Source organism: Zhongshania guokunii (assembly GCF_040892635.1).
GTDB classification, from domain to species: Bacteria; Pseudomonadota; Gammaproteobacteria; order Pseudomonadales; family Spongiibacteraceae; genus Spongiibacter; species Spongiibacter guokunii.
In genome coordinates, this window is the sequence record NZ_JBFRYA010000005.1 from 125,835 (window position 1) to 150,617 (window position 24,783).

Below are 24,783 nucleotides of genomic sequence, written 5' to 3' on the forward strand. Positions count from 1 at the left end.
GTTTTGTTTTGGTAAGTGATTTTCGCGTCGCCCATTCAGTTTCTGGTAAGCGGTGGCGCGGTTTTTTAAATGTGGTTTTATCCACTGTGAATGAGTAATTTTTTGTGGCTAATCGTCAGCAGAGTCCGTCCCACAACCAGCTTGCCGCAGGCCGCCGCAAGGCTCGCCACTACGCGATGCAAGCACTGTATCAATGGCATATGGCTGGCCAAGCCTTGAGTGTTATTGAAGCTGAATTTCAAGCTGACTACGACATGACCAATGTCGATACCGAGTTCTTCCACGACTTGGTGCATAGCATTCCCGCTCAGCTTACCGATTTGCACGGCCTGTTTGAAAAACACCTGGACCGCAAACTCAGCGATCTCGATCCCATCGAGTTGTGCCTGTTGCGCATGGGCAGTTTTGAATTGCTGCGCCGCATTGATGTGCCTTATAAAGTGGCCATTAACGAAACCATAAACCTAGGTAAGCGCTTTGGCGCTACCGATGGCTACCGTTATTTAAACGGTATTTTAGATAAAGTGGCAACGGAATGTCGGGCAGTAGAAGTTGCCGCAGAAAAAGGTAAATCTCCTCGCCCCCCAAGCGACGCTGAGTAAATCGGCGCTCATCCAAGACTATGCCGACGTCTGAGTTCCAATTAATCCAGCATTACTTTAAGGCAGGCGCGGCCGCAGCGCTTGCCCAGCCTAACTCGCCGGTGCGCTGTGGCATCGGTGACGACTGCGCGGTGCTAGCACTGCCGGTTGGTGATGAGCTGCTGGTGTCGGTAGACACTTTAGTTGAGTCGATACACTTCCCTCAAAATTACCCATCAGACATGCTCGCCCGCCGCGCATTAGCGGTCTGTGTTAGCGATTTGGCGGCATGTGGCGCGACGCCCCTTGGTTTTACATTGGCCTTAACCATGCCGAATGTCGACGAGCCCTGGTTGGCCAGTTTTGCCAATGCCTTGATCGTCGCCGCAGGCGAATATGATATTGCGCTGGTGGGCGGCGATACCACTCGCGGGCCGCTGTGTCTCAGCTTGCAGGTGATGGGTTCGGCGCCAGCCGGCGCGGCGATATTACGCAGTGGCGCTCGCGCTGGCGATATTATTTATGTCTCGGGTCAGCTCGGTGATGCGCGCGCGGCGCTGGATTACCTTAATAAAGCTGCACACGAATTAAGTGCGGCAGAACAAGCGTTGTTAGACCGCTATCACGCGCCGACACCACGTTTGGCACTTGGTCAAAAATTGCGAGGCCTTGCAACGGCAGCCGTTGATGTGTCCGACGGCTTGGCGGCAGATCTCGGTCATATTCTTAGTGTTAGCGGCGTGGCGGCAGTACTGCATACCGACAATTTACCGCTATCGCCAGCGCTTACTGAAACCTGCGCCGAGCGAGCTATTGAATTTGCGCTCAGCGGTGGCGACGATTACGAGCTGTGCTTTACCGTGCCGGCCGAGCATCGCGAGGTAGTGGCAAGGCTCAGTGCTGAGTTAAATTTGAACATCAGCGAGATTGGATACATTGAAGCGGGTGAGGGTCTCACTTGTTACAGGGCTGACGGGGGCGTGTTTGCTCCTGCGGCCGGCTACCAACATTTTTGAGTCGTAACTATAATGAAAATACCTGTATCACTGCTTAAAAATCCGGTGCATTTGCTGTCTGTTGGTTTTGGCAGCGGGCTAGCAGCAAAAGCGCCAGGCACCTTCGGCACAATCGCGGCGCTGCCATTTTGGTATGCTCTGCAATTTTTGCCACCCGTCTATTATGTGGTGGTATTGATCTTAGCTTTTGTTCTAGGCGTATATCTGTGCGGCGCTACCGCCGAAGCTCTGGGCGTGCACGATCACGGCGGCATAGTCTGGGACGAGTTTGTCGGCTTGTGGATTGCGTTGTTTATGGTGCCCATGAATATTTGGTGGATCGCACTCGGCTTTGCATTATTCCGCCTATTTGATATTTGGAAACCCTGGCCAATACGGGTGCTCGATGCCAAGGTGCACGGCGGCTTCGGTATTATGATCGACGATGTGCTGGCGGGTGTTTACGCCTATCTAACGCTGCAATTATTGTTTGTGTTGAGTTAGTACAAAAATTAAATTTTAAGCATTTACGAGGATAATCATGGTTTCTTTAGGCACGCCGTTTAGTGATAGCAGCTGTAAAGTTTTACTCTGTGGTGCCGGTGAGCTCGGTAAAGAAGTTGCCATAGAATTACAGCGTTTGGGCGTGGAAGTCATTGCCTGCGACCGTTACGCGAATGCGCCGGCGATGCAAGTGGCTGACCGCAGTTACACCTTCTCGATGCTCGATGGCGCGGAATTGCGCCGTGTGATCGAGCTGGAAAAGCCAGACTATATCGTGCCGGAAATTGAAGCCATCGCCACCGACACCTTGATCGACTTAGAACGCGAAGGCTATAACGTAGTGCCCACCGCGCGCGCCGCCCAGCTCACCATGAACCGCGAAGGCATTCGGCGCTTAGTAGCCGAAAAGCTCGAACTGCCCACCTCAGCCTACCGCTTTGCCGACAGCAAAGACGAGTTCGATGCCGCCGTGGCGGAAATTGGCCTGCCCTGTGTGATCAAGCCCATCATGAGCTCCTCGGGCAAGGGGCAGAGCTTGGTGCGTCGCGCCGCTGAAATCGACGCGGCGTGGACCTATGCCCAAGAGGGCGGCCGTGCCGGTGCAGGCCGAGTGATTGTGGAAGGCTTTGTCGATTTCGATTACGAAATTACCTTACTCACCATTCGCCATCGCGGCAGCGACGGCGTAGACACCGCAACCAGTTATTGCGCGCCAATTGGTCACCTCCAAAAAGACGGTGACTATCAAGAGTCTTGGCAGCCGCAGCCCATGTCTGAGACCGCCTTGCAGCGCGCCCAGCACATGGCTGAGCAAGTCACCACCGCACTAGGTGGCTGGGGTTTGTTTGGCGTAGAACTTTTTGTCAAAGGCGACGAGGTGATCTTCAGCGAAGTTTCGCCTCGGCCCCACGATACCGGCTTAGTAACATTAATCTCTCAAGACCTCTCAGAGTTTGCCCTGCATGTTAGAGCCATACTGGGCCTGCCCATCCCCAATATTCAGCAGCACGGCGCCTCGGCGTCGGCGGTTATTTTAGTCGACGGCAAATCCAGTCGTGTGCGCTTTGGCAATCTCGACCACGCCTTAGATGCACCTGACACCCAGCTGCGTTTATTTGGTAAACCCGAGGTGGACGGCAAACGTCGCATGGGTGTAGCCCTTGCTCGCGGCGGCGATATTGACGAGGCCCGAGCCAAGGCCTTGGCAGTGGTTGAAGCCTTGACGGTAAGTTTATAGATATCGATTTGAGCTTGTTTGCGTTTCAATCAAAAAGGCCCCGCATGGTTAACCATGCGGGGCCTTTTTGATTTTTGAGCAGCGCTTAGAAGGCGGTAACCGTCAAGCTGGTTTTGCCAACAATATTACTTGGCGTATGCACGGCACTAATATCTGTTTTGGCCGTTGTAAATTGGAATTTCGTTTGCGCCAATCCCTTTTGTTCTGCGGCATTACTAATTGTGGCCACATTGGTATTGCTCGATCCCCAGGTTACTTGCTTAGTCAGGTCTACGCTGGAGTTATCTGTGTATATGCCCGTGGCTTTATATTGCACCGTGCTATTGCCTCCGGCGCTAGTATCTTTAGGGCTTACCTCAATACTTGCCAAGACGGCTTCGGTGACATCGAGTTCGCCGCTTGCGGTTATTCCGTTGAGATGGGCGCTAATTACGTCGGTGCCAACGCTAACGCCAGTAACCAAGCCGCGTGAGTCGTTGGCATTACTTATAATCGCATTACCGCTAAAGCTCGACCATGTCACTTGACTGGTGATTTCTTTGCTACTCTCGTCACTGTAATGGCCGGTGGCAGTTAATTGCCGAGTCGCGCCAACCGGAAGATTGGATAAATCCTCCAGGCTGATTGAAACCAGTGTCGCGGGATTAACGGTTAATACACCGGTAGCGGTTTCGCCTAAATAGCTGGCGCTAATGTCGCTTGAGCCTGATTTGCCCTGCGATATAGCGAGGCCTTTCATGTTTGTATTATTCACGGTGGCAATGTCGGTTTTGCTGCTTAGCCACGCGGTGTCTGCAGCCGTAGTGACGTCGCTAGTCGAGCCGTCAGAATAGAGCGCAGTCGCCTTAAACTGTTGTTGGGTGTTCAGGGGAATCGCAACGGTTTGTGGTGAAACGCTCAGTCCTGTTAATACTGCGTCTGTCACCGTTAAGTCGCGTTCAGCGCTGATTTCACCAGATGTTGCGCCAATTTTAATTGTTCCTTTGCTATAGGTACTAAGTAGACCTCTACTGCCGTCGGTGTTGCTAATATCGCCAACATTGGCATCAGTTTCACTCGGCAGTTCTTCAAGCACAGTCCAGCTGCTTGATTGGGTCAAGTCGCTGGTCGATCCGTCAGATAATGTTCCTGTGGCAATAAATTGCACTTCGTTGCCAGCCGGAGTTTCGTTTATTCCTGCGGGCTGGGTGGTGATGGCGATGCTATCTAGGATTGCCGAGGTCACGATTAAATTGGCTTTGTTGGAGCTGAGCTCATCTAATGCTGAACTGATTTTAATCTGCTTGCTAGCAGCACTTGCCGTCGTTGTGGCGAGTCCCTTTGATCCTGCTGCATTGCTGATTGAAACAGATGGGTCGTCGGTCTTCCAACTTACGGTTTGGGTGATATCTTGCGTGCTGTTATCGGAGTAGCTACCGGTGGCGGTGTACTGCTGTTGTTGTCCGGCGGGGACGGTAGCGCTAGCTGGTGTCACGGTGATTTCTTCAAGGACTGCTGCGGTAATTGTCAGCGTAGTCTTATTGCTGATCGTGTTACGTGTGGCAGATATTTCGGTGCTACCGACTGCTACAGGCGTTGCTTGGCCATTATCGCCGTCTACATTGCTAATGGATGCAATTAAATCATCACTAGAAGACCACGTTACTTGCTGAGTAATATCTAATTGAGTGCTATCGGAAAAGCTACCGCTTGCCGAGAAAGCTAGGCGGGTGTCGGGGTCCATTGCTACCGACTCATTTGTTGGGCTCAGTGTAATGGATTGCAGGCTCGCGGCATTAATATTGAGCGAGGCAAAGCCAGAAATTTCCCCGGAAAAGGCACGAATGCTGACTGTACCGGTGCCGGTGTCGGCGGCCTGCACGAGGCCTTTTTTGCCTTCGCTATTGTCGATAGATGCGATGCTGCTATTGCTGGATTCCCAGCTGACTAATTCATTAATCTGCTTATTACTGCCATCGGTATAGAAACCTGTGGCCGTGAATTGGCGTTGAAAGCCACTGGCTAAGTTTTTGTTGTTGGGTGTGACTTGTATTGCACGCAATTCGGCTTCCGATACGGTGAGTTCGGTTTGCCCTTTTTTGCCGTCGAGGCTCGCGCTAATTTCTACCGTCCCAGGGGTTCGGGCGATGGCAAAGCCTTGGTTGCCAGAAACGTTACTGATGTCGGCAACACTTCGGTCTGACGACAGCCAAGTGGCTGTGGTCGTGACATCCAAATTGCTATTGTCACTGTAAATTGCTGTTGCCGTGTATTGTTGCGAGGTACCTTTAGGGGTAATGGTATTGCTTGGTGAAACCTCAACGCTGTCTAAAACGGCTGGCGTCACGCTCATTGTTGCGGTTGCGTTCAGCCCTTCTGTGCTGGCCGTAATCACTGTGTCACTCGCTAGTTTGAGCGCACTAGCCAGACCTTGGCTATCAATTGCAATTACGCTGGTGTCGGCGCTTGTCCAGTTAACGGCGTTGGTAATGGTTGCTGTGCTGCCGTCAGAATAGCTACCGGTGGCGACAAACTGTTGGTTGCGGCCTTTAGGAATACTCGCGGTAGCCGGGCTTACGGCAAGACCCGTTAATACGGCGTCGGAAACCTCGACGGCTGCCGACGCCGTTACGCCATCCAGTGTGGCGGTGAGCGCGATCGGGTCGCCGATCGCTTTTGCTGTTGCTAAGCCACTGCTGTCAACGGCTAAGAGCGTGGTGTCTGCAGATAGCCAAGTTACATTGTTGCTAATATCGGTGCGGCTGCCGTCAGAGTATGCGCCGGTAGCGGTAAACTTTTTTGATAACCCTTTGGCGATGATGGCACTAGCCGGTGAAAGTTCGATTTGCTGTAAAGTTGCGGCGCCAACGACCAAGTTTGCGCTGTCGGTGAAATTACCAAGACTGGCGGAGATAAGCGAGGTGCCTACGGCTTTGCTCGTGGCTAGGCCGCTCGCTGAAATCGTCGCAATGCTGGGCTTGCTGGATAGCCACTGGACGGTGGCGCTGACATCTTGATGGCTGCCATCGGAGAATATGCCTGTTGCACTGTATTGCTTGCTTAAGCCCTTTGCGATGTTTGTGTCTTGGGGGCTGATTTGCAGTGCGGTCATTGAGGCATCACTTATTGTTATGCCGTCGTTAGCGGTAGAGGCTGTTTTTCCTTGGAAGCTTGCGGTTAGAGTGGTTTTGCCTTTGCTTAGGCCACTAGCCAAGCCCGCGGGACTAATACTTGCAACAGTCGCGTCGGCGCTAAGCCAGTTTACGCGACTGCTAACATCTTCGGTGGCGCCGTTGGAGTATCGCGCGGTGGCAGTGAATTGCTCGGTGGTGCCCACGGCAAACTGCTTCGTTTGGGGAGTAATTGTGAGTGAACTTAGCGTGACGGAGGGGCCACCAGAAGAGCTGCTGCCGCCACCGCAAGCGCCGAGTAGCGCGATTAAACTGAACAAAAAAGAGCTGAAGATCGTTCTTTTGTAACGATTAAGTATACCGAGCATGGCAAGTTCCTTTTGTGCACGCAGAGGAGTAAGCCCAGCAATCCTTTGCAGCGCATTATAATAATAAATTTTAAATCTGTTACTTACAGATTTTGAATCGGAAGGCGAGCCCCATCAATGGGTGCAAGCTTTTTTTGCAATAAGCATGATAGGCATATTGCATGGAAATATAAATAGGCGCGGGTTTTAATCCTGTAATTAGTTTTTATAGTCTTGCTATCCCCCCTGTATGCGTCCTACACTAGCAACTCTTGTCGGGGTGCCCGCGTATGAAATACGCAATGGCTGAGATCGTTTTCGAATCCCGTAGACCTGATCTGGATAATGCCAGCGTAGGAAACAAGATCTTCTCAGCAGAGGTCCCTCTGCGTTGTGGCAAACTGAGCCGATCTGAATCTCCTTCTTTGGTTTTATTTTTAAAATAGTCGAATCAAAGACGTGCGCTGTGCTGCGCGCAAAAGGGGAAACCATGAGTTCTGATTATCCACTGCTCCGCGATACCGCCCAAGTAGATGCCGCCTCAGTTGAGCCATTACCGGGTTCGTCAAAGATTTATGTGCAGGGTAGTCGCGCCGATATTCAAGTGCCTATGCGCGAGATCAAGTTAACAGCGACCCCAGTGCAGGCCAGAGATGGCAGCACGCGTTTAGAGCCAAATCCACCGGTGCGGGTTTACGATACCTCGGGCGCGTATACCGACCCCAAAGCCAATATTGATATTCGCAAAGGCTTGGCGCCGATTCGCGATCAATGGATTCTCGATCGCAATGACACCGAATTACTTGCCGGCGATAGTTCCGAGTACAGCCGTAAACGCGCAGCAGATTTGAGCTTGCAGCAATTGCGCTTTGATTTAAAACGCAATCCCCGTCGGGCTTTGCCCGGTAAAAATGTCAGCCAAATGCACTATGCGCGGCGGGGCATTATTACCCCGGAAATGGAATATATTGCCATCCGCGAAAACATGGCCTTAGCCGCCGCCAAAGAGGCGGGCGAGCTGCCAGGGGAACTGGGTTTTCAGCATCCCGGCAATGCCTTTGGCGCCAGTATTCCAAAGGAAATTACGCCGGAATTTGTCCGCGAGGAAGTGGCGCGTGGCCGTGCGATTATTCCCGCCAATATCAATCACCCTGAATTAGAGCCGATGATTATTGGTCGTAACTTCTTGGTGAAGGTGAATGGCAATATCGGTAACTCGGCGCTGGGTTCCTCTATTGAAGAGGAAGTGGCCAAGCTCACTTGGGGTATTCGCTGGGGCGCAGATACCATGATGGACTTGTCCACCGGCAAAAATATTCACGAAACCCGTGAGTGGATTGTGCGCAATTCGCCGGTGCCGGTGGGCACAGTGCCGATTTATCAGGCGCTGGAAAAAGTCGACGGCGTGGCCGAAGATTTGACCTGGGAAATTTTCCGCGACACCTTAATTGAACAAGCAGAGCAGGGCGTGGATTATTTTACAATTCACGCGGGGGTGTTGCTGCGCTATGTGCCGCTGACCGCCAAGCGCGTTACCGGCATTGTGTCCCGTGGTGGCTCGATCATGGCGAAGTGGTGTTTGTCCCACCACAAAGAGAATTTTCTCTACACCCATTTTGACGACATCTGCGAGATCATGAAGGCCTATGATGTGTCCTTCTCTTTGGGGGATGGCCTGCGTCCTGGCTCGGTGGCAGACGCCAATGACGAAGCGCAGTTTGGCGAGCTACGCACTTTAGGTGAATTAACTAAACGCGCGTGGAAACATGATGTGCAAGTGATGATCGAAGGTCCCGGTCACGTGCCCATGCAAATGATTCACGAGAATATGACCGAGCAGCTCAAGCACTGTGACGAAGCGCCTTTTTACACCTTGGGGCCGCTGACCACCGATATTGCCCCTGGCTATGATCACATCACTTCGGGCATTGGCGCCGCCCAAATCGGCTGGTATGGCTGTGCGATGCTGTGCTACGTCACCCCCAAAGAACACTTGGGGCTGCCCAATAAAGATGACGTAAAAACCGGCATCATCACCTATAAAATTGCTGCCCACGCCGCAGACTTGGCCAAAGGCCATCCCGGCTCCCAATTACGCGACAATGCTCTGAGCAAGGCGCGCTTTGAATTCCGCTGGGAAGATCAGTTTAACCTCGGTTTAGACCCCGACACCGCACGGTCTTACCACGACGAAACCCTGCCCAAAGAATCGGCCAAGGTCGCGCATTTTTGCTCCATGTGCGGCCCCAAATTCTGTTCCATGAAAATCACCCAAGACGTTCGCGACTACGCCGCCAAACTAGAAGAGGATGAACTGGAAGCAGAGATGCAGAAAAAATCCGCTGAGTTTAAAGAGCTGGGTAGTGAGATATATCAGAAGGTTTGACGCTAGACGCGTGACGGGAGACGGGAGATGCAAGACGCAAGATGCTAGACGGGAGACGGGAGATGCAAAAGACGTTTGATGCAATGCGGGAGACGCAAGTGAGTTATAAGTCAGGGCGGGAGTTAGTCAACGATTTTGCTTTAGCGTCTCCCGTCTCCCGTCCAGCGTTACGCGGAGTTAACGTCTCCCGTCCAGCATTACGCGGTACTAGCGTCTTCCGTCTTCCGTCCAGCATTCAGCGATGAATATCGCGGTAGCCGGTGCAGGCCTCCTCGGTCGCCTCCTCGCGTGGAAATTACTTCAGCTTGGCCACCGCGTTAGTTTATTTGATCGCGGTAGTCGCGCTGGCGAGTTAAGTGCTGCGCGAGTGGCAGCGTCGATGTTGGCGCCTTATAGCGAAGTGGCCAGTGCCGAGCGTCAGGTGTTTGACTGGGGTTTGATGGCGCTGCGCTGGTGGCCGGAGCAGATTACATTATTAGAACAGCAAACTGGGCAAAGTATTAGTTACGGCATGGATGGCAGTGTGGTGGTGGCCCACGATTTGGATAAATCCAGCTTGCGACATTTTGAACAACAGTTACAGGCGAAAGTCCCTGATCATTGCGACAGAGTTGAGCGCATCGATCGCATGCGTTTGCGAGATTTGGAGCCGGAATTGGCCGAACGTTATAGCTCGGGTCTGTTTCTTGCCGACGAAGGCTATCTTGATAATGGGGCCTTGTTGGCGGCTTTAGAGGCGGCGATCACTAAGCTGGGTGGCAAGTGGTTTGAATATAGTGAGGTCGTCAGTCTTGCCCCCAAGCGTATTATTTTGAGCAATGAAACCTTGGCGTTTGATTGGGTGGTGGACAGCCGTGGTCTTGGTGCTAAAGCTCAGTTGCCAGGCTTGCGCGGTGTGCGCGGCGAAGTGTTGTGGGTACACGCGCCGGAAGTGAATTTACAGCGGCCGGTGCGGCTGATGCACCCGCGTTATAAATTGTATATTTCGCCGCGCCCAAACAATCGCTATGTGATTGGCGCGACGGAAATTGAAAGTGAAGCTATGCAGCCCGTTACCGTGCGCTCGACCCTAGAATTAATGTCTGCGCTTTACAGTGTGCACAGCGGTTTTGCCGAGGCGAACTTGCTTCACGCCTTTGCCCACTGCCGCCCGGCGATGCCCGATAATTTGCCAGTGCTGAACTGCGAGGCGGGCTTGTTAACGGTGAATGGCTTATACCGCCACGGCTACTTGCTTAGCCCCCAGTTAGCGGAGAATGCTTTGGCGATGCTGGCGGAACAAACCGAAAATAGCGTTACGGTATAAGTGGAAAAATTGATGGATAGAGTGCCCAAATGATTTCAATTAGTGTGAATAACAAACGCCGTGAATGCGATGCGAATTTAGCGCTAGCTGAGCTGCTTCCGCTATGGGGCTTTGAGTGCGAGAAAATTGCGATAGCGATAAATGGCGACTTTGTTCCGCGATCACAGTATGGGGATTTACGTTTAAATGCCGGTGATCAAGTGGATGTATTAGCGCCAGTGCAAGGCGGCTGAATGACGGGAGAAGCGTGACGGGAGATGGGAGACGCAAAGGAAAAAGATTAGTGCGGGTTTTAATTTTTTAGCCTCTCCCGTCTCCCATCGAGCGTAAAGCAGGAATTAGCAATGAAGCAAAATCAAGACAACTTGACCCTCTACGGACAGACCTTCCACAGCCGCCTCTTAATTGGCAGCGCGCTGTATCCTTCGCCAGCAGTAATGCGCGAAGCGATTACTGCCTCGGGTTCGGAGATTATTACCGTGTCGCTGCGCAGGCAGTCGCCGAGCGAAGCCGGTGGCGAGGGTTTTTGGCAGCAGTTAAAAAGTTTGAATAAAACCTTATTGCCGAATACGGCAGGCTGCCACAGTGTGAAAGAAGCGGTGACCTTGGCGCAGATGTCGCGGGAGTTGTTTGAAACTGATTGGTTAAAATTGGAAGTGGTGGGCGATGATTATAATTTACAGCCCGACCCACTGGGCACGGTGGAGGCCGCCGAGCAGTTAATAAAACTCGGCTTTAAGGTGTTTCCCTATTGCACTGATGATTTGGTCGTTTGCCAACGGCTGCGCGATGCCGGTTGTCAGGTTTTGATGCCCTGGGGTTCGCCAATTGGCACTGGGCGGGGTTTGATGAATCCCTATAATTTACAAACCATTCGCGAGCGGATACCTGAGCTGCCGCTGATTGTCGACGCCGGTATTGGTAAACCCTCCCACGCGGTGCAGGCCTTGGAATTGGGCTACGACGGTATTCTGCTGAATACCGCCATTGCCCAGGCAGGGGATCCGGTATTGATGGCGCGAGCCTTTCGCGACGCCGTTGCGGCGGGCCGCCAAGCCACCTTGGCGGGGGCAATGCCAGAGCGACAAACCGCTTCGCCATCCACCCCAACCTTGGGTATGCCTTTCTGGCATCAGCAATAATACCGCTGCGCTAGAGCGGGATTATTGTAAATACAGTGTCTTGAGTTTGTTGATTTCTGTGGGACCTACGTCAAGCGCTTGGTCTAAATAATTTTCGACTGAGCCATATTTCTGCTCAATATGCGCAAAGGCAATGTTGATAAACGGTGTGCCGTCGGCGGTGATGAGTGGCATCGGGCCTTTGCTCTCTTTTTTATTGTAATGCAGCATCATTTTAGCGAAGGCATTGGTTTTGGCGGCGGCTTCTAAATCGACATCGCCCCGCTCTACGGCTGGCCGGCGGTATTGGGTAGACAGTAAATAGTCCTGAACAATTGTCTCTCGTGGCACGCCCAGCGCGCTAAGCAAGAGGGCAGAGGCAAAGCCAGTGCGGTCTTGCCCTGCCGAACAATTCACCACCAATGGCGTGTTGTTGTTTAGCAATTCTTGGAAATACATTTTCATTTGCGGCTGGTATAGCTCAGAAATATTGCCGTAAAAGCCTTCTATTCCGATAGGTTTGTTTTTGCCTTCGGGTGCATTTAACTTCATCTCGGCGACGCTATAAGGGTGGTTAATATAGCTAATTGACGGGTTGTGACTCACCCAGCGGTTGGGGTAAAGCGCTAGCTCTTCTTGTGAACGCAGATCAACCACGGTTTTAAAATGGCGTTTGTTTAAGGTTTTTTCGTCGGCGGACGTAAGGCTGCTCATGGTGCCGGAGCGAAATAATACGCCGCTGCGCACGGTTTTATTGTCGGCGGTGGTATAGCCGCCGAGGTCTCTAAAATTGGAACCGCCTTCGAGGGGGAGTAGGCGCGAGGAATCGTCTATTTTGGTTTGTGGCGCCGTTTGGGTTTCAGCCTGTAAAAATGGCGCTGCGCTGAATGTGAGTAGTGCACTAATGGCGAGAGCAATACCGCGAGATTGGATTTTCATGGGTTGAACTCCTGAATTAATTAATGGCTTGGAAAATCAATTTTACGGTGGTGCGGTTCTGCACCACCGTTTGAACCGCACTTAAAAATGCAGGCGCACACCTAGCAAATAGCGGCGGCCATAGCTTTCTGACTGGTTGATGGTGCCGTTGCTGGCGTAGCGCACATCGGTTTCATTGCTTACGTTATTGGCGTTGGCGTAGACCGACATGGTGGCGCCGTCAAAGTCGAAGGGCAGTTCATAGCTCAGCGATAAATCTACCCGCTGTTGCTCGCCCCATTTTTCATTTGGATCTTCGATGGGTGAAATCCACTCGTCGCGATACTGGTAGTTGATTCGGGTCGATAGCCCGTAGTCCTCGTAAAATACCGAGAAATTGTAGAGTAGGTCCGAGGTGCCCGGCAGGTCGTGGCGGTCGCCATTTAGAGTTTGGAACTCGCTGTTGAGCACGGTTAGGTTGGCGCTAATACCAAAGCCGTGAGCGGCGTTGAGCAAGTCGCTGGCGTGCCCGACAAAGTTCAATTCCACACCGTGCATTTTGCCATTGTCGCCATTTACCGAACCTTTGTATGTCCAGCTTTCGCCTGCCGCGCTAGGCAGGTAAACGCCGCCATCAATGGTACTCGTGTCGGCGTAAATCACGTTGTCGACAGTGCGATAAAAGGCGCCAGCAGAGAGGATGCTGGCCGGTGCAAAATACCACTCTAAGGAGGTGTCGATGCCAGTGGCTTCTTCGGCCTCGAGGCTTGGGTTGCCACCGGTGACTTCTTTGTTGATTAGATCCACTTTAGCGGCGGCGCGCCATTCATCGTAGGTGGGGCGGTTTAAGCCGGTTGTGGCCGAGACGCGCAGCTTGAGGTCTTCTTGCAAATTAATATTGAAGTGAACACTGGGTAGCACATTAATGAAGTCGTCGCTGACCGAGATGGGGTCGTCATTAACACTGCCTTTGCTGCGGTAGTCGGTTTGTTCTATGCGAGCGCCAACCACAATATTGCCCCAGTTAAGCTCCGTGGTGGTCATGACATAGGCGGCGAGTATTTCCTCATTAATGGCAATCTGGCCGTCTTCGCTAGGGGTGACTGGGCCGAGCCCGCCGGTGCTGGCCCAAGCGCCGCGCAGGCCGATATTATTGTAATAGGTGGCGCCAATAGTGTTACTGGTATTACTGTCCCAGGGATTGCCGGTATTGTAATCGTCGATGTTTACCGAGGCTGGGAAGGATTTAATAGCGGGGGTAGCAACAAAGCCATCGGCATCGCGGGTATCGCGCTGCACGCCAGTTCTTAGCACCATGTTCTTACCAAGCCAGCTCAGTTCGCGCTCGGCGTCGGCTTTTATTTTTAAGCCATTAATTTCGAGCAATTGGCCGTAGTGAATGCCAATGGTGCTGGCGTAGTTAATTGTGGCAAGGTCGCGGTCGAGATAGAGTTTTGGATCTTCGATATCGCTCAAGTCATAGCTTGCCACCGCGCTACCACCAACGCTGCGGGGAATCGGCAGGTTCATTTTAAATTCGGTGTCGGTGCCATTTACCCGCGTTTCAAGCAGCCATTCGCCCAATTGGAAATCTGCGCCAAGGGTATTCGACTCGGTTGAGTTTTCGTATTGGCCGTATTCCAGCAAGCGCTGTACGCTCACGTCTTGATTGCTGCCGCTGACGCCGGTTGCGGGGGTGTTAAACGCAAACACAAATTGATTGCGCTGCTCCTTGTCGATGAACTCGCTGTAGAGCGTGGAAATAAACAGGCGTTGCACGGTGTCGTCGCCGCGATATTCCAAGGTGCCGCCGTAGGCCGAATCTTCGCGGGTCACTTTATAACTGCGAAAATCAAGCTCATTCACAATCAGCTCACCGGTGGTGGCATCGCGTTCTAAATCGTATTCGCGGTTGTCGGTAATTTGTTCGCGGCTGTTCTCAGAGACAAAGGCGACAAAACCAAAATTTTCATTCGACCACGAGGTGCGCAAGCCGTATTTCTCTATATCACCGCCGCCGAGCTTTTGTTCACCCAAGCCGACATCAGCGGCGAAAGACCAGCCCTCATTCGCAAAGGGGCTAAAGGTTTTAATATTAATAAAACCCGCCACCGCCTCCCCTGGCATACTTGGCAGAATGGCTTTATTCACTTCTACGGTGCGGGTAATAACCGAAGGGATGCTATCGAAGCGCGGAATGCGGCCATTTTCAGCACCGGGCACATCAATGCCGTCAAAGGCGATGCTGGTATAGCGAAAGGGTGCGCCGCGTAAATTAATGTAGCGGGCTTGGCCTTGGTCGCGCTCTATTGCCAAGCCGGGTAGGCGGCCAAGGGAGTCGGCGAGGTTTTGGTCGGGGAAGCGACCGATGGTATCGGCAGAGATAATCTCTACATAATTGTCGGCAAATTTCTTAGCGTCAAAAGCCGCTTGCTGGCTGTCGCGGATAGGCGCAGCGGTGACGGTAATCATCTCAAGTTTGTTTTGCGCCAAACCGAGGCTGGGCATGCCTGCCGCTAGTCCTGTCATGAGGTAATACGATAGGCGTTTGCTGCCGAGGGAATTCATTGGAGTCTCCTGTTGATGATGTAATTACGGTGTTGGTGAACGGCGCGTCAAAATGGCCACGGAAATAAGTCAGGGGGATTGTCGAGGCTGTGTGTGTCGGCTTTGTGACAAAGACATCTACAGGGGTTTAGAGATGTCTCTAAACGCGCGTGCTCGCTCGCAGCCCGCTATTTACGGGCGCTTTGCGTGGTAATTATTTAGTTGCTTGGCGTTGCTATACGCGTCGATGTGCTCTTGGGGGCATGAATGCTTATCGCCGTAGCGGGCAATGCTAAACGGTATTGTGAACGTGCGGTTTGCGAGTCCCGCGCAGATTCAAATAAAAAAGGCGCGGCCAGTTCTTCGCCGAATAATTGGCAGAGTTCATCTTTAATTTTGCTGCGATTCTGATCCAAGGTTTTGGCGCGCAGGCCTTTTTCACTTAAATCTTTAATGGCTTTGGCGTGCCCACCGTAGCGCTGCATTAAGGCAATGATTTCTTGGTCGGCACTGCGATCGGGGCGATTGGAGGGGGGGTTGGTAAACCAGCCATCGACTGGGTTTTGGCGTCGGCGGTAGGCATACCAGAGATAGTACATAAATGGCGTAGACGACATCTTAAGCGCATAGCCATGAACGATGACGGTGCTGGTGGCGGGGCAGAGGACTAGTTCTGCTGGGGATTCGGCGATGGCGATGGCATCGGCGATGTCCTTGGGGCGCTGTCGTAGTGCAAATTCCAACCACGCCAGCGCGCTGGGAGAGGAGTGTTTAAAGCCGCCGGTGTTTAAATGCGCAAGGTAGTGGCTGGGGTAGGGATAATTGCTGCGCAAAAACAGTGTTAAGGCCTGCTCCTGCCTCGGCGAGTAGTCGTCTGCTTTGCTGCTGAGCTGTTCGGCTTGGCGTCGATTTACACCGTGTTCGGTCAGGGCGCGAAGCAGCTGCTTTCTGCGGGGCGATAGTGGCGGGGCGACAGCGGTCCACATCAGCAAGCCCAGTAGGCTCAGGAATAATTGGCTGGCAATCAGTTTTGGCCACTGCGACTGGCAGGCGAGGCCCAGTTTCAACTCTTGAATGTGGTCGTTAACGGGCCAGTGCAGGCTAATTATTCGCGCTGTATTGGCAGAGTTGGCGTATGTTTTGTTATGAATGCGCAGCACTTGGGCTTGGCATTGCTGTACCACACTCAATGCGCTGTTAACGTGAAGCTGAGCAAAATCATGATTGAGGCGTTTGACTAAATAGTCGTTAAGGCTGTCGTGAAAAGACTCGTTAATACCCGCTTCAATGATCTTATTTGGCAGGGTTTCTCGCAGTTGCTGTGCCAGTGAGCGGCTGAGGTAATTAAGGCTAAGCCAGTGATTAAAGGCGATAAGCAAGACGCTGGCAGCAGCCACGACCGCTAACTTGATAAGCCATTTCGGCTTAGATCGCCCCAGTGATGTCATGGGCAATCCTCAGTTTGGGCGCTTAGTTGCTGCAGGGGGGCGAGCAAGGGCGCGTAAACCTGAAGGCCGCGAATGATTTCGCATTCTAATGCGCAAGGGTGGCTGTGGTGGAGTTGGTTTTTGATAAACCACGCCCCCGACGGCACCTCGGGATTAATAAGTAAGGTGTAATAAGTGCTTAAATTTAAGTTGTCTGCCTGCGAAATAGCCGTGCTGATCATGTCGACTTCGCGATGTTTAAACGCGGCGTAAAGGGCGCTGGGGTCGGTATAAAACTTTTTTTGGTCGGCGTTAAGATTAATACCCGCCTGCTTTAAGGCCGCCATGGGTTGCAGAAAATGGGTTTGGCTTTGGCTGTCGCGGGAGAAACCGATAACCTTGCCTTGGAGGTAGTCGCTGCTTAGCTGAGGTGTGCTGTCTTGGCTAATCCAGTACAGAGCATAGTTAGGCGTTTGCTGTAAAACACGGTAGTAATTGCTGAATTCCGGCACCAAGCCCGCCACGATGTGGTGGCGATTCCAAAAGATATCGAACTCTTCGTCCAGAATATGTTGCGGGCTTAGGTAGGCCCGCGGTCGCCAGCGTATCTCAACGCCAGAATAGGACGTGGCAAACAGTGTGCTGGCGCATAAATAGTCGGCAAAGTCGGTGGCGTAATTGTAAAACAAGGTGAGAATTTTAAATGTTGGTTTTGTGCCCGCGCCGTGGCTGCTGCACTGGTAGCTGCGGTAGTCACTCAAACTAAGCGCTTGTAGGGGGCGGCTTGCCATCCACACACTAAGGGCGATGGGCAAACTTAGGGCAAGGCCCAAGCAGATAAGGTAAACGGCGCGATTAGCACTTACAACACGATATGACAGCATGGCGCCGCAACGTGGTAAAAGTCTGTGGGTACTTGCATGATGATTCCTTTTGCTCGCAGGCCAATTGACAATGTTGGACATCGTTTAGCGGTAAGGGGTAACACGCGCATTCCGTGTGGTTTTGCTGGCGCAGAGAATAATTGGGCGGCTGCTACTAAGATCTAATCAACAATAAGACACTTTGTTGACAGTATCGTGACAGTGGCGGTTTTCATTCTGGCGAGGACAATTGTCGCTAGGCAGGCTTTGTTCGGTGCTGCTATTCTCGTAGAAATTTTCTTGTACACGGAGGTCGTTGAAATGACTAATCAGCAGCAGGATTCAGATGAGTCGCTTTCATCAGATTGCCCAGTCCATGCAAACGCAATTCAAAAAGTGAGTGCGCGGAGCGCAGAGATTGGCGGGGGAATCACGGTCAATCGGGTGTTGCCCTCGCGGCAGCGGCGGATGATTGGGGCGTGGTGTTTTCTAGATCATGCTGGCCCCGCGGTTTTTCGGCGCGGCGGCGGCATGAAAGTGGGTCCCCACCCCCATATAGGTTTGCAAACTTTTACATGGATGGTGGCCGGCGAAGTATTGCACCGCGATAGCCTTGGCAATGTGGCCGAGGTGCGGCCTGGCGAAGTGAATTTGATGACCGCGGGGCGGGGCATTAGTCACACCGAGGAATCGCTAGCCAGCAGCGAGCAATTGCACGCAGCACAATTGTGGATAGCGCTGCCCCACGCCGAGCGCGAGTGTAGCCCCGCGTTTGATCACTACCCGAATTTACCTGGGTGGGCGGATGGCAATTGCCAGCTCACACTGTTGGCTGGCGCCTACAATGAGTGGACGTCGCCAGCAAAAATATACACGCCGCTGGTGGCCATCGATGTGCTCAGCGCTGATGGTGGTGAGTTGGAGCTGGTTCTCAAACCGGATTTTGAATACGGTATTCTGGTCTTGCAGGGCGAGGTCGAGGTCTGTGGTGAACGCTTTGTAGAGAATGAATTGGCGTATTTTAGGCCGGGGGAGTCGCAGTTAAGGATTAGTTTAAGCCCGAGCAGCCAGGTTATTTTCCTTGGCGGCGAGCCTTTTGCCGATGAGATAATCTTGTGGTGGAATTATGTTGGCCACAGCCGCGCCGAAATTATTCAAGCGCAGCTCGATTGGGAGGAAGCTGCGCCGCGGTTTGGCCGAATAAGTGGTTTTGACGGTGGCCCCTTAACCGCGCCGCCGCTGCCGTGGACAAGTTGATTCGCTCGCCAAGTTTATTGCTCAATACCGCTTATATAGCGGGTCCTTGCGCCTGAAATCTAGAGCGGGCGCACTATTCTCTGGAGTTTTGAATGCCCCATGAAAGCAGCCTATTACAGGCCACCGTTGTGTTATTACTGGCCGCCGTGCTGGTGGTGCCGCTGGCCAAACGCTTACAACTTGGCGCGGTGCTGGGCTATTTAATTGCGGGGGTGGTGATTGGCCCCGCTGCGCTGCAGATGATTCACAACCCCGAAAACGTCGCCCACTTCTCGGAGTTTGGGGTGGTGTTGCTATTGTTTATTATTGGTTTGGAATTGTCGCCCAAGCGCCTGTGGTTAATGCGGCGGGCGGTATTTGGCGTGGGTTTGGCGCAGGTGGTGCTCAGCGGTTTGCTAATTGGTGGGGTCGCTTACTATGGCTTCGGTCAGCCAATTCGCACCGCAACGGTTTTAGGCCTAGGTTTGGCCTTGTCTTCGACGGCCTTTGGTTTGCAGATTCTCGCCGAGCGCAAACAGCTGGGTAGCCCCCATGGCCGCTTGGCATTTGCCATATTATTGTTTCAGGATATTGCGGCAATACCCTTAATTGCCTTAATACCTTTGCTCGCGGGCAATGTGGGCAGCGATGGCGGCGAGACCAGTACCTCGGTCGTAAAAATCTTATTGAGTATTGCGGCAGTTGTGGTTGGCGGGCGCTATTTGTTGCGGCCAATTTTTCGCATGGTGGCGCGAACGGGCTTGCAGGATGTTTCCACGGCAACCGCCCTGCTGGTGGTTATTGGCACCGCATGGCTAATGGAGTTGGCGGGGGTGTCGATGGCGCTAGGGGCATTCTTGGCGGGCTTGCTGCTGGCCGATTCGGAATATCGCCATGAGTTGGAGTCTCAGCTGGAGCCCTTTAAAGGCCTGCTCTTAGGTTTGTTCTTTATTAGCGTGGGCATGAGCGCCGATGTTGGCTTATTAATAGCAGAACCGTTAACGGTGCTGGGTTTAAGTGTGTTGTTAATGGCCTTAAAGCTGCCGGTACTAATGGTGGTGGGCAAGTTATTGGGCGGATTAAATCGCAGCAGCGCCTTAAAATTAGGTGTGGTGCTGGCCGCCGGTGGCGAATTTGCCTTTGTTATTTTTCAAATCGCCCGCGAGCAAAAGCTATTTAGCCCAGAGCTACACAGCTTATTAATTTTGGCGATTACCTTGTCGATGGCGATGACGCCGCCGTTGATTATTGTGATTGCCAAATTACTAAAACCCAAGGTACAGGCCAAGCCGGTGCCACCTGAGTACGAGGAAATCGACAGCGATGCGCCGCGGGTGGTGATTATTGGTATGGGGCGTATGGGACAAATCGTCGCGCGTATTTTGCGCGCGCAAAGAGTGCCCTTTGTGGCGCTGGATTTATCGGTAGACACCATTGAGTTGTCGCGCAGTATCGACAGCATGCCGGTGTTTTACGGCGATCCGCTGCGGCCGGAAATATTGCGGGCGGTGGATGCCGATAAGGCCGAGTATTTTGTGTTGGCGGCGGATGACCCTGAAACCAATATTAAAATTACCGAGCTGGTTAGTCGCCTATATCCGCATATTAAATTTATTGCCCGCGCCCGAAGTCGATTTCATGTGCACCGGTTATTGGAACTGGGTGCAACGCCAATTCGAGAAACCTTTTACTCCAGCCTAGAAATGAGTCGCATGACCTTGATGGGTTTGGGCCTGAGCGAGGAGCGGGCGCAGGCGCGCATTAGCCGTTTCCAGCAGCATGATGAACAACTATTGACGGCGCAGCATCAGGTCTTTAACGACCGAGAAGCGTTGATGCAAAGTGCGCGAGAGGCTCACGATGAATTGCAGGCACTGTTCGATGCCGATGTGATTGAGGAACGCGGCCTGTGATAGAAGATCCATTCTTTTATCTGTGCGCGATTCCGGCGATTTTAATTTTTGGTATGGCCAAGGGTGGTTTTGGCGGCGGTATCGCGGTGGTGTCAGTACCGTTAATGAGTTTGGCAATTTCGCCGGTGCAGGCGGCGGCGATCTTGCTGCCGATTTTGCTGGTGATGGATGCCGTGGCGCTGTGGAGTTTTCGCGGGCAGTGGAGTAAGCCAAATTTACGGATTATTTTGCCAGGAGCAATGATTGGTATTGCCCTTGGCAGTATCGGCTTTCGCTATTTGTCTGAGGACATGATCCGCATTCTAATTGGTTTTATCGCGGTGGCGTTTTGCCTAAATTATTGGTTTAAACCCAAGTCCTCACCCCAGCGTGGACCCAACAAATTGCGCGGTAGTTTTTGGGGCGCTGTCGCTGGGTTTACCAGTTTTGGTATTCATGCTGGAGGTCCGCCGATCAATATTTATTTGCTGCCCCAGCGTTTGGAAAAATCGCTGTTAATGGGCACTATGGCGATTTTTTTCGCCGTGGTAAATGTAGTCAAGCTCATACCCTACAGCCTGCAAGGCAGTTTTGATCACACCAATTTACTCACCGCTGCAGTATTGATGCCGGTCGCGCCTGTGGGTGTGCGTTTGGGCTTCTATCTGCTGCATAAGGTCAGTGAACAACTGATCTACCAGATCTGCTATTTCTTTTTGTTTGTAGTTGGCGTCAAGCTATTAGTTGATGGTGGCTTGGGTGCGCTGGGCTAATGAGGTTGTGGTCAGTTCTGTTGTGGGGGAATAGCGTAAGTGCCTACGGCATGGGCGACTGGGCGATCGTCGCCCTCGGAGTAGAGTGATACTTCGCCAATAATCAGTAAGCGCCCGATTTTAATTAATTTGCATACCCCAATAATATCGCTGCTCGCCGAGGGCTTGCGCAGAAAGTTAATGTTGAGGTTGGTGGTGACCGCCAGCGGCACAATACCAATTTCGCCGAGAATAGCAGCGTACAAACCAAGGTCGGCGGTGGTCATGAGCACCGGCCCAGAAACCGTGCCGCCAGGGCGCAGTGCGCGCTGGTCTACTTGGTAGCGCACTACCGCAGATTGCGGGCCTATATCGTCTATTAAGCACGGGCTCTGGGGAAACTCTGTGGCTAGAAATTCACTAATTTGCTGCTTAATAGACATGTTTTCCTCGCCGAGCTGCGCCATTATTTAATTGTTTTTGTTTAATAGTTTCGAGCTTAAATAGCTGCTGAGTATGGCTGATGTGCTAGCTGCTTTCAAAGTGGCTGTGTTCGCAATGTAAATTAGGTGTTTCTGGTGTTGCCTTATTCCTGTGGCAGCTATACTTAGTCGCTAATTAGCTCACGGATATTGAGGAACTATGGCCAGCCGTAAAAAACCGATAGTTTGGAGTATTGCTGGTTCAGATTCCGGCGGTGGCGCTGGGATCCAAGCCGATCTTGCGACCTTCCATAATTTTGCTGTTCACGGTTGTACTGTTATCACGGCGATTACCGCGCAAAATAGTTTTGCCGTAGGGCATGTGTCGGTTACGCCGCGCCGGACTCTCGCTGCGCAAATCAACGCCCTCGATAGTGATTTGCCCGCTGATGTCATCAAGCTCGGGATGCTTGCCGACGAAGGTGTGGTGTCAATGGTGGCGAAATACCTCGAGGGCTATATCGGCTTTGTGGTCTGTGACCCAGTGATGGTGTCGACCAGCGGTGGCGAGCTAATGGCGACGGGGGTCTGCGAGTGTTTGATCGAGAAGCTGTTGCCGCGCTGCGATTTACTCACCCCAAATCTAAGCGAGGCGGAAGCCATACTGAACCGCAAGATTAAAGGATTGGACGAAATTGAACGCGCTGCCGCAGACATTGTGGCCTTGGGCGCGCGCTCGGTAATAATCACCGGTGGCCATCTGACTGCGCGCAATAACGAGCGGCACGACTACTGGACCGATGGCATAGAAGGCTTCTGGCTCAGTGGCGCCAACATCGACACTCTGAACACCCACGGCACCGGTTGTACATTTTCTTCTGCAATTGCAGCGGCTATTGCCCGTGGTTACGACTTGCGCGATGCGCTGGTCATCGCCAAGGCCTATGTGAGCCAGGGCTTGCGAATGGCAGTGCAATTGGGTGGCGGGCCGGGGCCGGTTGCCCATGTGGGCTGGCCCCAGCGGTTGGCTGACTTCCCTAGTTTTAGTCGGCGCCTGCCAGCCTTGGGGCCGCGACCCGTTTTCCCGTCCTGTGATGGCGAGCTTGGTTTGTACCCGGTAGTCGACAGCGCAGACTGGATTGCTCGCTTATTGGTCTGTGGGGTAAAAACTATTCAGCTGCGAGTGAAGAACTTACAGGGTGAGGCCTTGCGCAAGGAAATACAGCGCGCAGTGGCCTTGGGGCGTGAATATAATGCCCGCGTGTTTATAAACGATTTTTGGAAAATTGCGATTGAAGAACAAGCATATGGAGTGCATCTCGGCCAAGAAGACCTTGATGTGGCGGATATCGCCATGATTGCCAAGGCCGGTTTACGGCTTGGGGTGAGCACCCACACCTACTATGAAGTGGCTAGAGCCCACGGTCTGCGGCCCAGTTATATTGCGATTGGCCCAGTATATTCCACTACCAGCAAGCAAATGCCGTTTAGCCCCCAAGGTGTTCCGCAGCTGCGCCGCTGGGTGGGTATTTTGGGCGGCGATTATACCTTGACCGCCATTGGTGGCATCGACATTAAACGCGCCAAGGAAGTATTGCGCACCGGGGTGCGGAGTGTGGCAATGATCAGCGCCATTACCCAAGCTGAGGACCCTGAGGCGGTAGTAGCTGAATTGATGGCTCTACATGAGGCGGCTGCGACGTGAACAAGCTTATAGTTGCGGGCGTCGGTCTGCTGCTGATGACGAGTCTGGGCTGGTCGGAACCTGCCAAAATAGTCGTGCGGGGCCTGTTTGATAAAGCGGTTTTACTTGAGATCGATGGCCGCCAGAAACTATTGCGCAATGGCCAGCGCGATAGCTCGGGTATCGAGTTGATTTCGGCTACACCCATGCAAGCGCTGGTAAATATAAACGGTAAGCGGCAAGTACTGACCTTAAACAAACAGGTTGGCGCGGTTTATGACGAAGCGCCACTAACTACGGTGGTGTTGCGGAAAAATCACCGCAATGAGTACCGCATGAAAATAAGTATTAATGGCCGCTCGGTTGATGCGGTTGTCGATACCGGTGCGAGCAGTATGGCGATGAGCTCTCAAGAAGCTGAGCGTCTTGGTATTGCCTATGGGCTTGGCGAACCCACCGCTATTGCCACGGCGGGGGGGATGAGTAGTGGTTACATCATTTCTTTGAATAAAGTCGAAGTTGGCGGTATTGCTGTACCCCACGTTAACGCAATTGTGATTCAGGGCGATTACCCCAATGTGGTACTGCTGGGCATGAGCTTTTTAGAGCATGTTAACCTGCAAGAACACAATAATATTCTGACGTTGAGTCCTCGGCATCACTGAATGCGCGACAATGGTCGCCTCACGGCCATCCTGCTGGTAAAATGCGCGACCGGTTTTGCTCGTGGAGATACCCGTGGCGGTTAGTTTCATAGAATCCTCTAAGCTCCCCACCCCATGGGGGGTGTTTGATATACATGGCTTTGAGGACACAGAAAACAGCAAAGAGCATGTCGTACTCACCTTAGGTGATATTGGCGACAGCGAGCCTGTGCTGGCGCGGGTGCATTCCGAGTGCTTAACCGGCGATGCTTTGTTCAGTATGCGCTGCGATTGCGGATCACAATTGCGGGCGGCGCTAGAGGCGATCGCCACCGAAGGGCGGGGAGCCTTGTTTTACCTGCGCCAAGAGGGCCGTGGTATAGGGCTGATGAATAAAATTCGCGCCTATAAACTGCAGGATGCCGGTGCGGATACCGTTGAAGCGAATGAACAGCTGGGCTTTGGCGCGGATATGCGTGACTACAGTCTGCTGACGGTGATGTGTGAACATTTAAAAATTAACAAAGTGCGCCTGATGACTAACAATCCCCGCAAGGTGAAAGCTTTTACAGATCAAGGTGTTGATGTCGTTGAGCGGTTGCCTTTACAAACTGGTCAGAACCCCCACAATGCCAAATATCTAGCGACTAAGTCGGGTAAACTCGGGCATTTGTTTTAGGGTTTTATAACAACTCACTAGTGCAAAATCGCTAGAGCCTACCGCAGAGTATATTGACTCAAGATCTTCACCTAGCTGTTACTCGCTTGTCATTTCTTCTCGCTAAGCTCGTCCGCTGTTATCGATTGTCGC

General features: G+C 52.5%; 20 protein-coding genes, 1 pseudogene and 1 riboswitch. Of the genes and pseudogenes, 15 read left to right on the top strand and 6 right to left on the bottom strand.

Translation table 11 applies throughout. The features are described from left to right. The first annotated feature begins 104 nt into the window (after nucleotides 1–104). From nusB to purT, 4 genes are read left to right on the top strand one after another with little or no spacing between them, the layout of a single operon-like run. A complete protein-coding gene (nusB, locus tag AB4876_RS07375) occupies nucleotides 105–602 on the top strand; it encodes a transcription antitermination factor NusB (protein WP_368381007.1) in 498 nt (165 codons plus the stop codon). A 20-nt stretch (nucleotides 603–622) separates the two neighbouring features. Further along, complete coding sequence (gene thiL / locus AB4876_RS07380; RefSeq protein WP_368381008.1) at nucleotides 623–1,597, top strand: thiamine-phosphate kinase; 975 nt, start codon at nucleotides 623–625, stop codon at nucleotides 1,595–1,597. Between the two features lie 12 nt (nucleotides 1,598–1,609). After that, on the top strand, nucleotides 1,610–2,080 hold the full coding sequence (locus AB4876_RS07385; protein ID WP_368381009.1) for a phosphatidylglycerophosphatase A family protein: 471 nt from the start codon (nucleotides 1,610–1,612) through the stop codon (nucleotides 2,078–2,080). A 37-nt stretch (nucleotides 2,081–2,117) separates the two neighbouring features. Beyond that, nucleotides 2,118–3,317: a formate-dependent phosphoribosylglycinamide formyltransferase gene (gene purT / locus AB4876_RS07390; protein WP_368381010.1), complete on the top strand. Its 1,200-nt coding sequence runs from the start codon at nucleotides 2,118–2,120 to the stop codon at nucleotides 3,315–3,317. An 85-nt stretch (nucleotides 3,318–3,402) separates the two neighbouring features. On the opposite strand, the gene AB4876_RS07395 is transcribed toward purT, so the two are convergent. Beyond that, complete coding sequence (locus AB4876_RS07395) at nucleotides 3,403–6,795, bottom strand: beta strand repeat-containing protein (RefSeq protein ID WP_368381011.1); 3,393 nt, start codon at nucleotides 6,793–6,795, stop codon at nucleotides 3,403–3,405. Between the two features lie 245 nt (nucleotides 6,796–7,040). Further along, nucleotides 7,041–7,151, top strand: a riboswitch (TPP riboswitch). Nucleotides 7,152–7,264: 113 nt separating this feature from the next. Here AB4876_RS07395 and thiC point away from each other — a divergent pair. The 4 genes from thiC (at nucleotide 7,265) to AB4876_RS07415 (ending at nucleotide 11,608) form a co-directional block, all read left to right on the top strand. Continuing rightward, nucleotides 7,265–9,160 (top strand): phosphomethylpyrimidine synthase ThiC, encoded by a 1,896-nt coding sequence (thiC, locus tag AB4876_RS07400; protein WP_368381012.1) that lies wholly within the window; start codon nucleotides 7,265–7,267, stop codon nucleotides 9,158–9,160. Between the two features lie 241 nt (nucleotides 9,161–9,401). Continuing rightward, complete coding sequence (gene thiO / locus AB4876_RS07405; RefSeq protein WP_368381013.1) at nucleotides 9,402–10,466, top strand: glycine oxidase ThiO; 1,065 nt, start codon at nucleotides 9,402–9,404, stop codon at nucleotides 10,464–10,466. A 29-nt stretch (nucleotides 10,467–10,495) separates the two neighbouring features. Next, nucleotides 10,496–10,699 carry a sulfur carrier protein ThiS gene (thiS, locus tag AB4876_RS07410; RefSeq protein WP_008252401.1) on the top strand — a complete coding sequence of 68 codons (204 nt, stop codon included), beginning with the start codon at nucleotides 10,496–10,498 and terminating at the stop codon, nucleotides 10,697–10,699. Between the two features lie 111 nt (nucleotides 10,700–10,810). Beyond that, nucleotides 10,811–11,608: a thiazole synthase gene (locus AB4876_RS07415; protein WP_368381014.1), complete on the top strand. Its 798-nt coding sequence runs from the start codon at nucleotides 10,811–10,813 to the stop codon at nucleotides 11,606–11,608. 21 nt (nucleotides 11,609–11,629) lie between these two features. Here the strand turns inward: AB4876_RS07415 and AB4876_RS07420 are convergent, their stop codons facing one another. From AB4876_RS07420 to AB4876_RS07435, 4 genes are all read right to left on the bottom strand, one after another. After that, complete coding sequence (locus tag AB4876_RS07420) at nucleotides 11,630–12,526, bottom strand: tyrosine-protein phosphatase (RefSeq protein WP_368381015.1); 897 nt, start codon at nucleotides 12,524–12,526, stop codon at nucleotides 11,630–11,632. 81 nt (nucleotides 12,527–12,607) lie between these two features. Beyond that, nucleotides 12,608–15,073, bottom strand: coding sequence for a TonB-dependent receptor (locus tag AB4876_RS07425; protein WP_368381016.1), 2,466 nt, complete (start codon nucleotides 15,071–15,073; stop codon nucleotides 12,608–12,610). Between the two features lie 197 nt (nucleotides 15,074–15,270). Continuing rightward, nucleotides 15,271–16,500: a hypothetical protein gene (locus tag AB4876_RS07430; RefSeq protein WP_368381017.1), complete on the bottom strand. Its 1,230-nt coding sequence runs from the start codon at nucleotides 16,498–16,500 to the stop codon at nucleotides 15,271–15,273. Continuing rightward, nucleotides 16,497–17,363, bottom strand: coding sequence for a substrate-binding domain-containing protein (locus tag AB4876_RS07435; protein WP_368381018.1), 867 nt, complete (start codon nucleotides 17,361–17,363; stop codon nucleotides 16,497–16,499). The genes AB4876_RS07430 and AB4876_RS07435 overlap by 4 nt, the downstream gene beginning before the upstream one ends. A gap of 300 nt (nucleotides 17,364–17,663) precedes the next feature. Here AB4876_RS07435 and AB4876_RS07440 point away from each other — a divergent pair, with 300 nt between their 5' ends. The 4 genes and pseudogenes from AB4876_RS07440 (at nucleotide 17,664) to AB4876_RS07450 (ending at nucleotide 21,243) form a co-directional block, all read left to right on the top strand. Continuing rightward, entirely contained in the window at nucleotides 17,664–18,599 is a 936-nt protein-coding gene (locus AB4876_RS07440; RefSeq protein WP_368381019.1) for a pirin family protein, read from the top strand. A gap of 92 nt (nucleotides 18,600–18,691) precedes the next feature. Continuing rightward, nucleotides 18,692–19,807: pseudogene (locus AB4876_RS19070) on the top strand (monovalent cation:proton antiporter-2 (CPA2) family protein); the annotation flags it as partial. Further along, nucleotides 19,808–20,491, top strand: a complete 684-nt coding sequence (locus tag AB4876_RS19075; protein ID WP_438273404.1) for an NAD-binding protein — start codon at nucleotides 19,808–19,810, stop codon at nucleotides 20,489–20,491. Next, a complete protein-coding gene (locus AB4876_RS07450) occupies nucleotides 20,488–21,243 on the top strand; it encodes a sulfite exporter TauE/SafE family protein (protein ID WP_368381021.1) in 756 nt (251 codons plus the stop codon). The genes AB4876_RS19075 and AB4876_RS07450 overlap by 4 nt, the downstream gene beginning before the upstream one ends. A gap of 11 nt (nucleotides 21,244–21,254) precedes the next feature. Here the strand turns inward: AB4876_RS07450 and AB4876_RS07455 are convergent, their stop codons facing one another. Then, entirely contained in the window at nucleotides 21,255–21,665 is a 411-nt protein-coding gene (locus AB4876_RS07455; protein ID WP_368381022.1) for a PaaI family thioesterase, read from the bottom strand. Between the two features lie 199 nt (nucleotides 21,666–21,864). Between AB4876_RS07455 and thiD the strand changes: the two genes are divergently transcribed. The 3 genes from thiD (at nucleotide 21,865) to ribA (ending at nucleotide 24,651) form a co-directional block, all read left to right on the top strand. Then, entirely contained in the window at nucleotides 21,865–23,349 is a 1,485-nt protein-coding gene (gene thiD / locus AB4876_RS07460; protein ID WP_368381023.1) for a bifunctional hydroxymethylpyrimidine kinase/phosphomethylpyrimidine kinase, read from the top strand. After that, the gene (locus AB4876_RS07465; RefSeq protein ID WP_368381025.1) at nucleotides 23,346–23,993 is read left to right on the top strand and encodes a retropepsin-like aspartic protease family protein; all 648 of its coding nucleotides are present in this window, start codon (nucleotides 23,346–23,348) and stop codon (nucleotides 23,991–23,993) included. Before thiD ends, AB4876_RS07465 begins: the two co-directional genes overlap by 4 nt. A gap of 73 nt (nucleotides 23,994–24,066) precedes the next feature. Beyond that, entirely contained in the window at nucleotides 24,067–24,651 is a 585-nt protein-coding gene (gene ribA, locus AB4876_RS07470) for a GTP cyclohydrolase II (protein WP_368381027.1), read from the top strand. The last annotated feature ends 132 nt before the right edge of the window (nucleotides 24,652–24,783 follow it).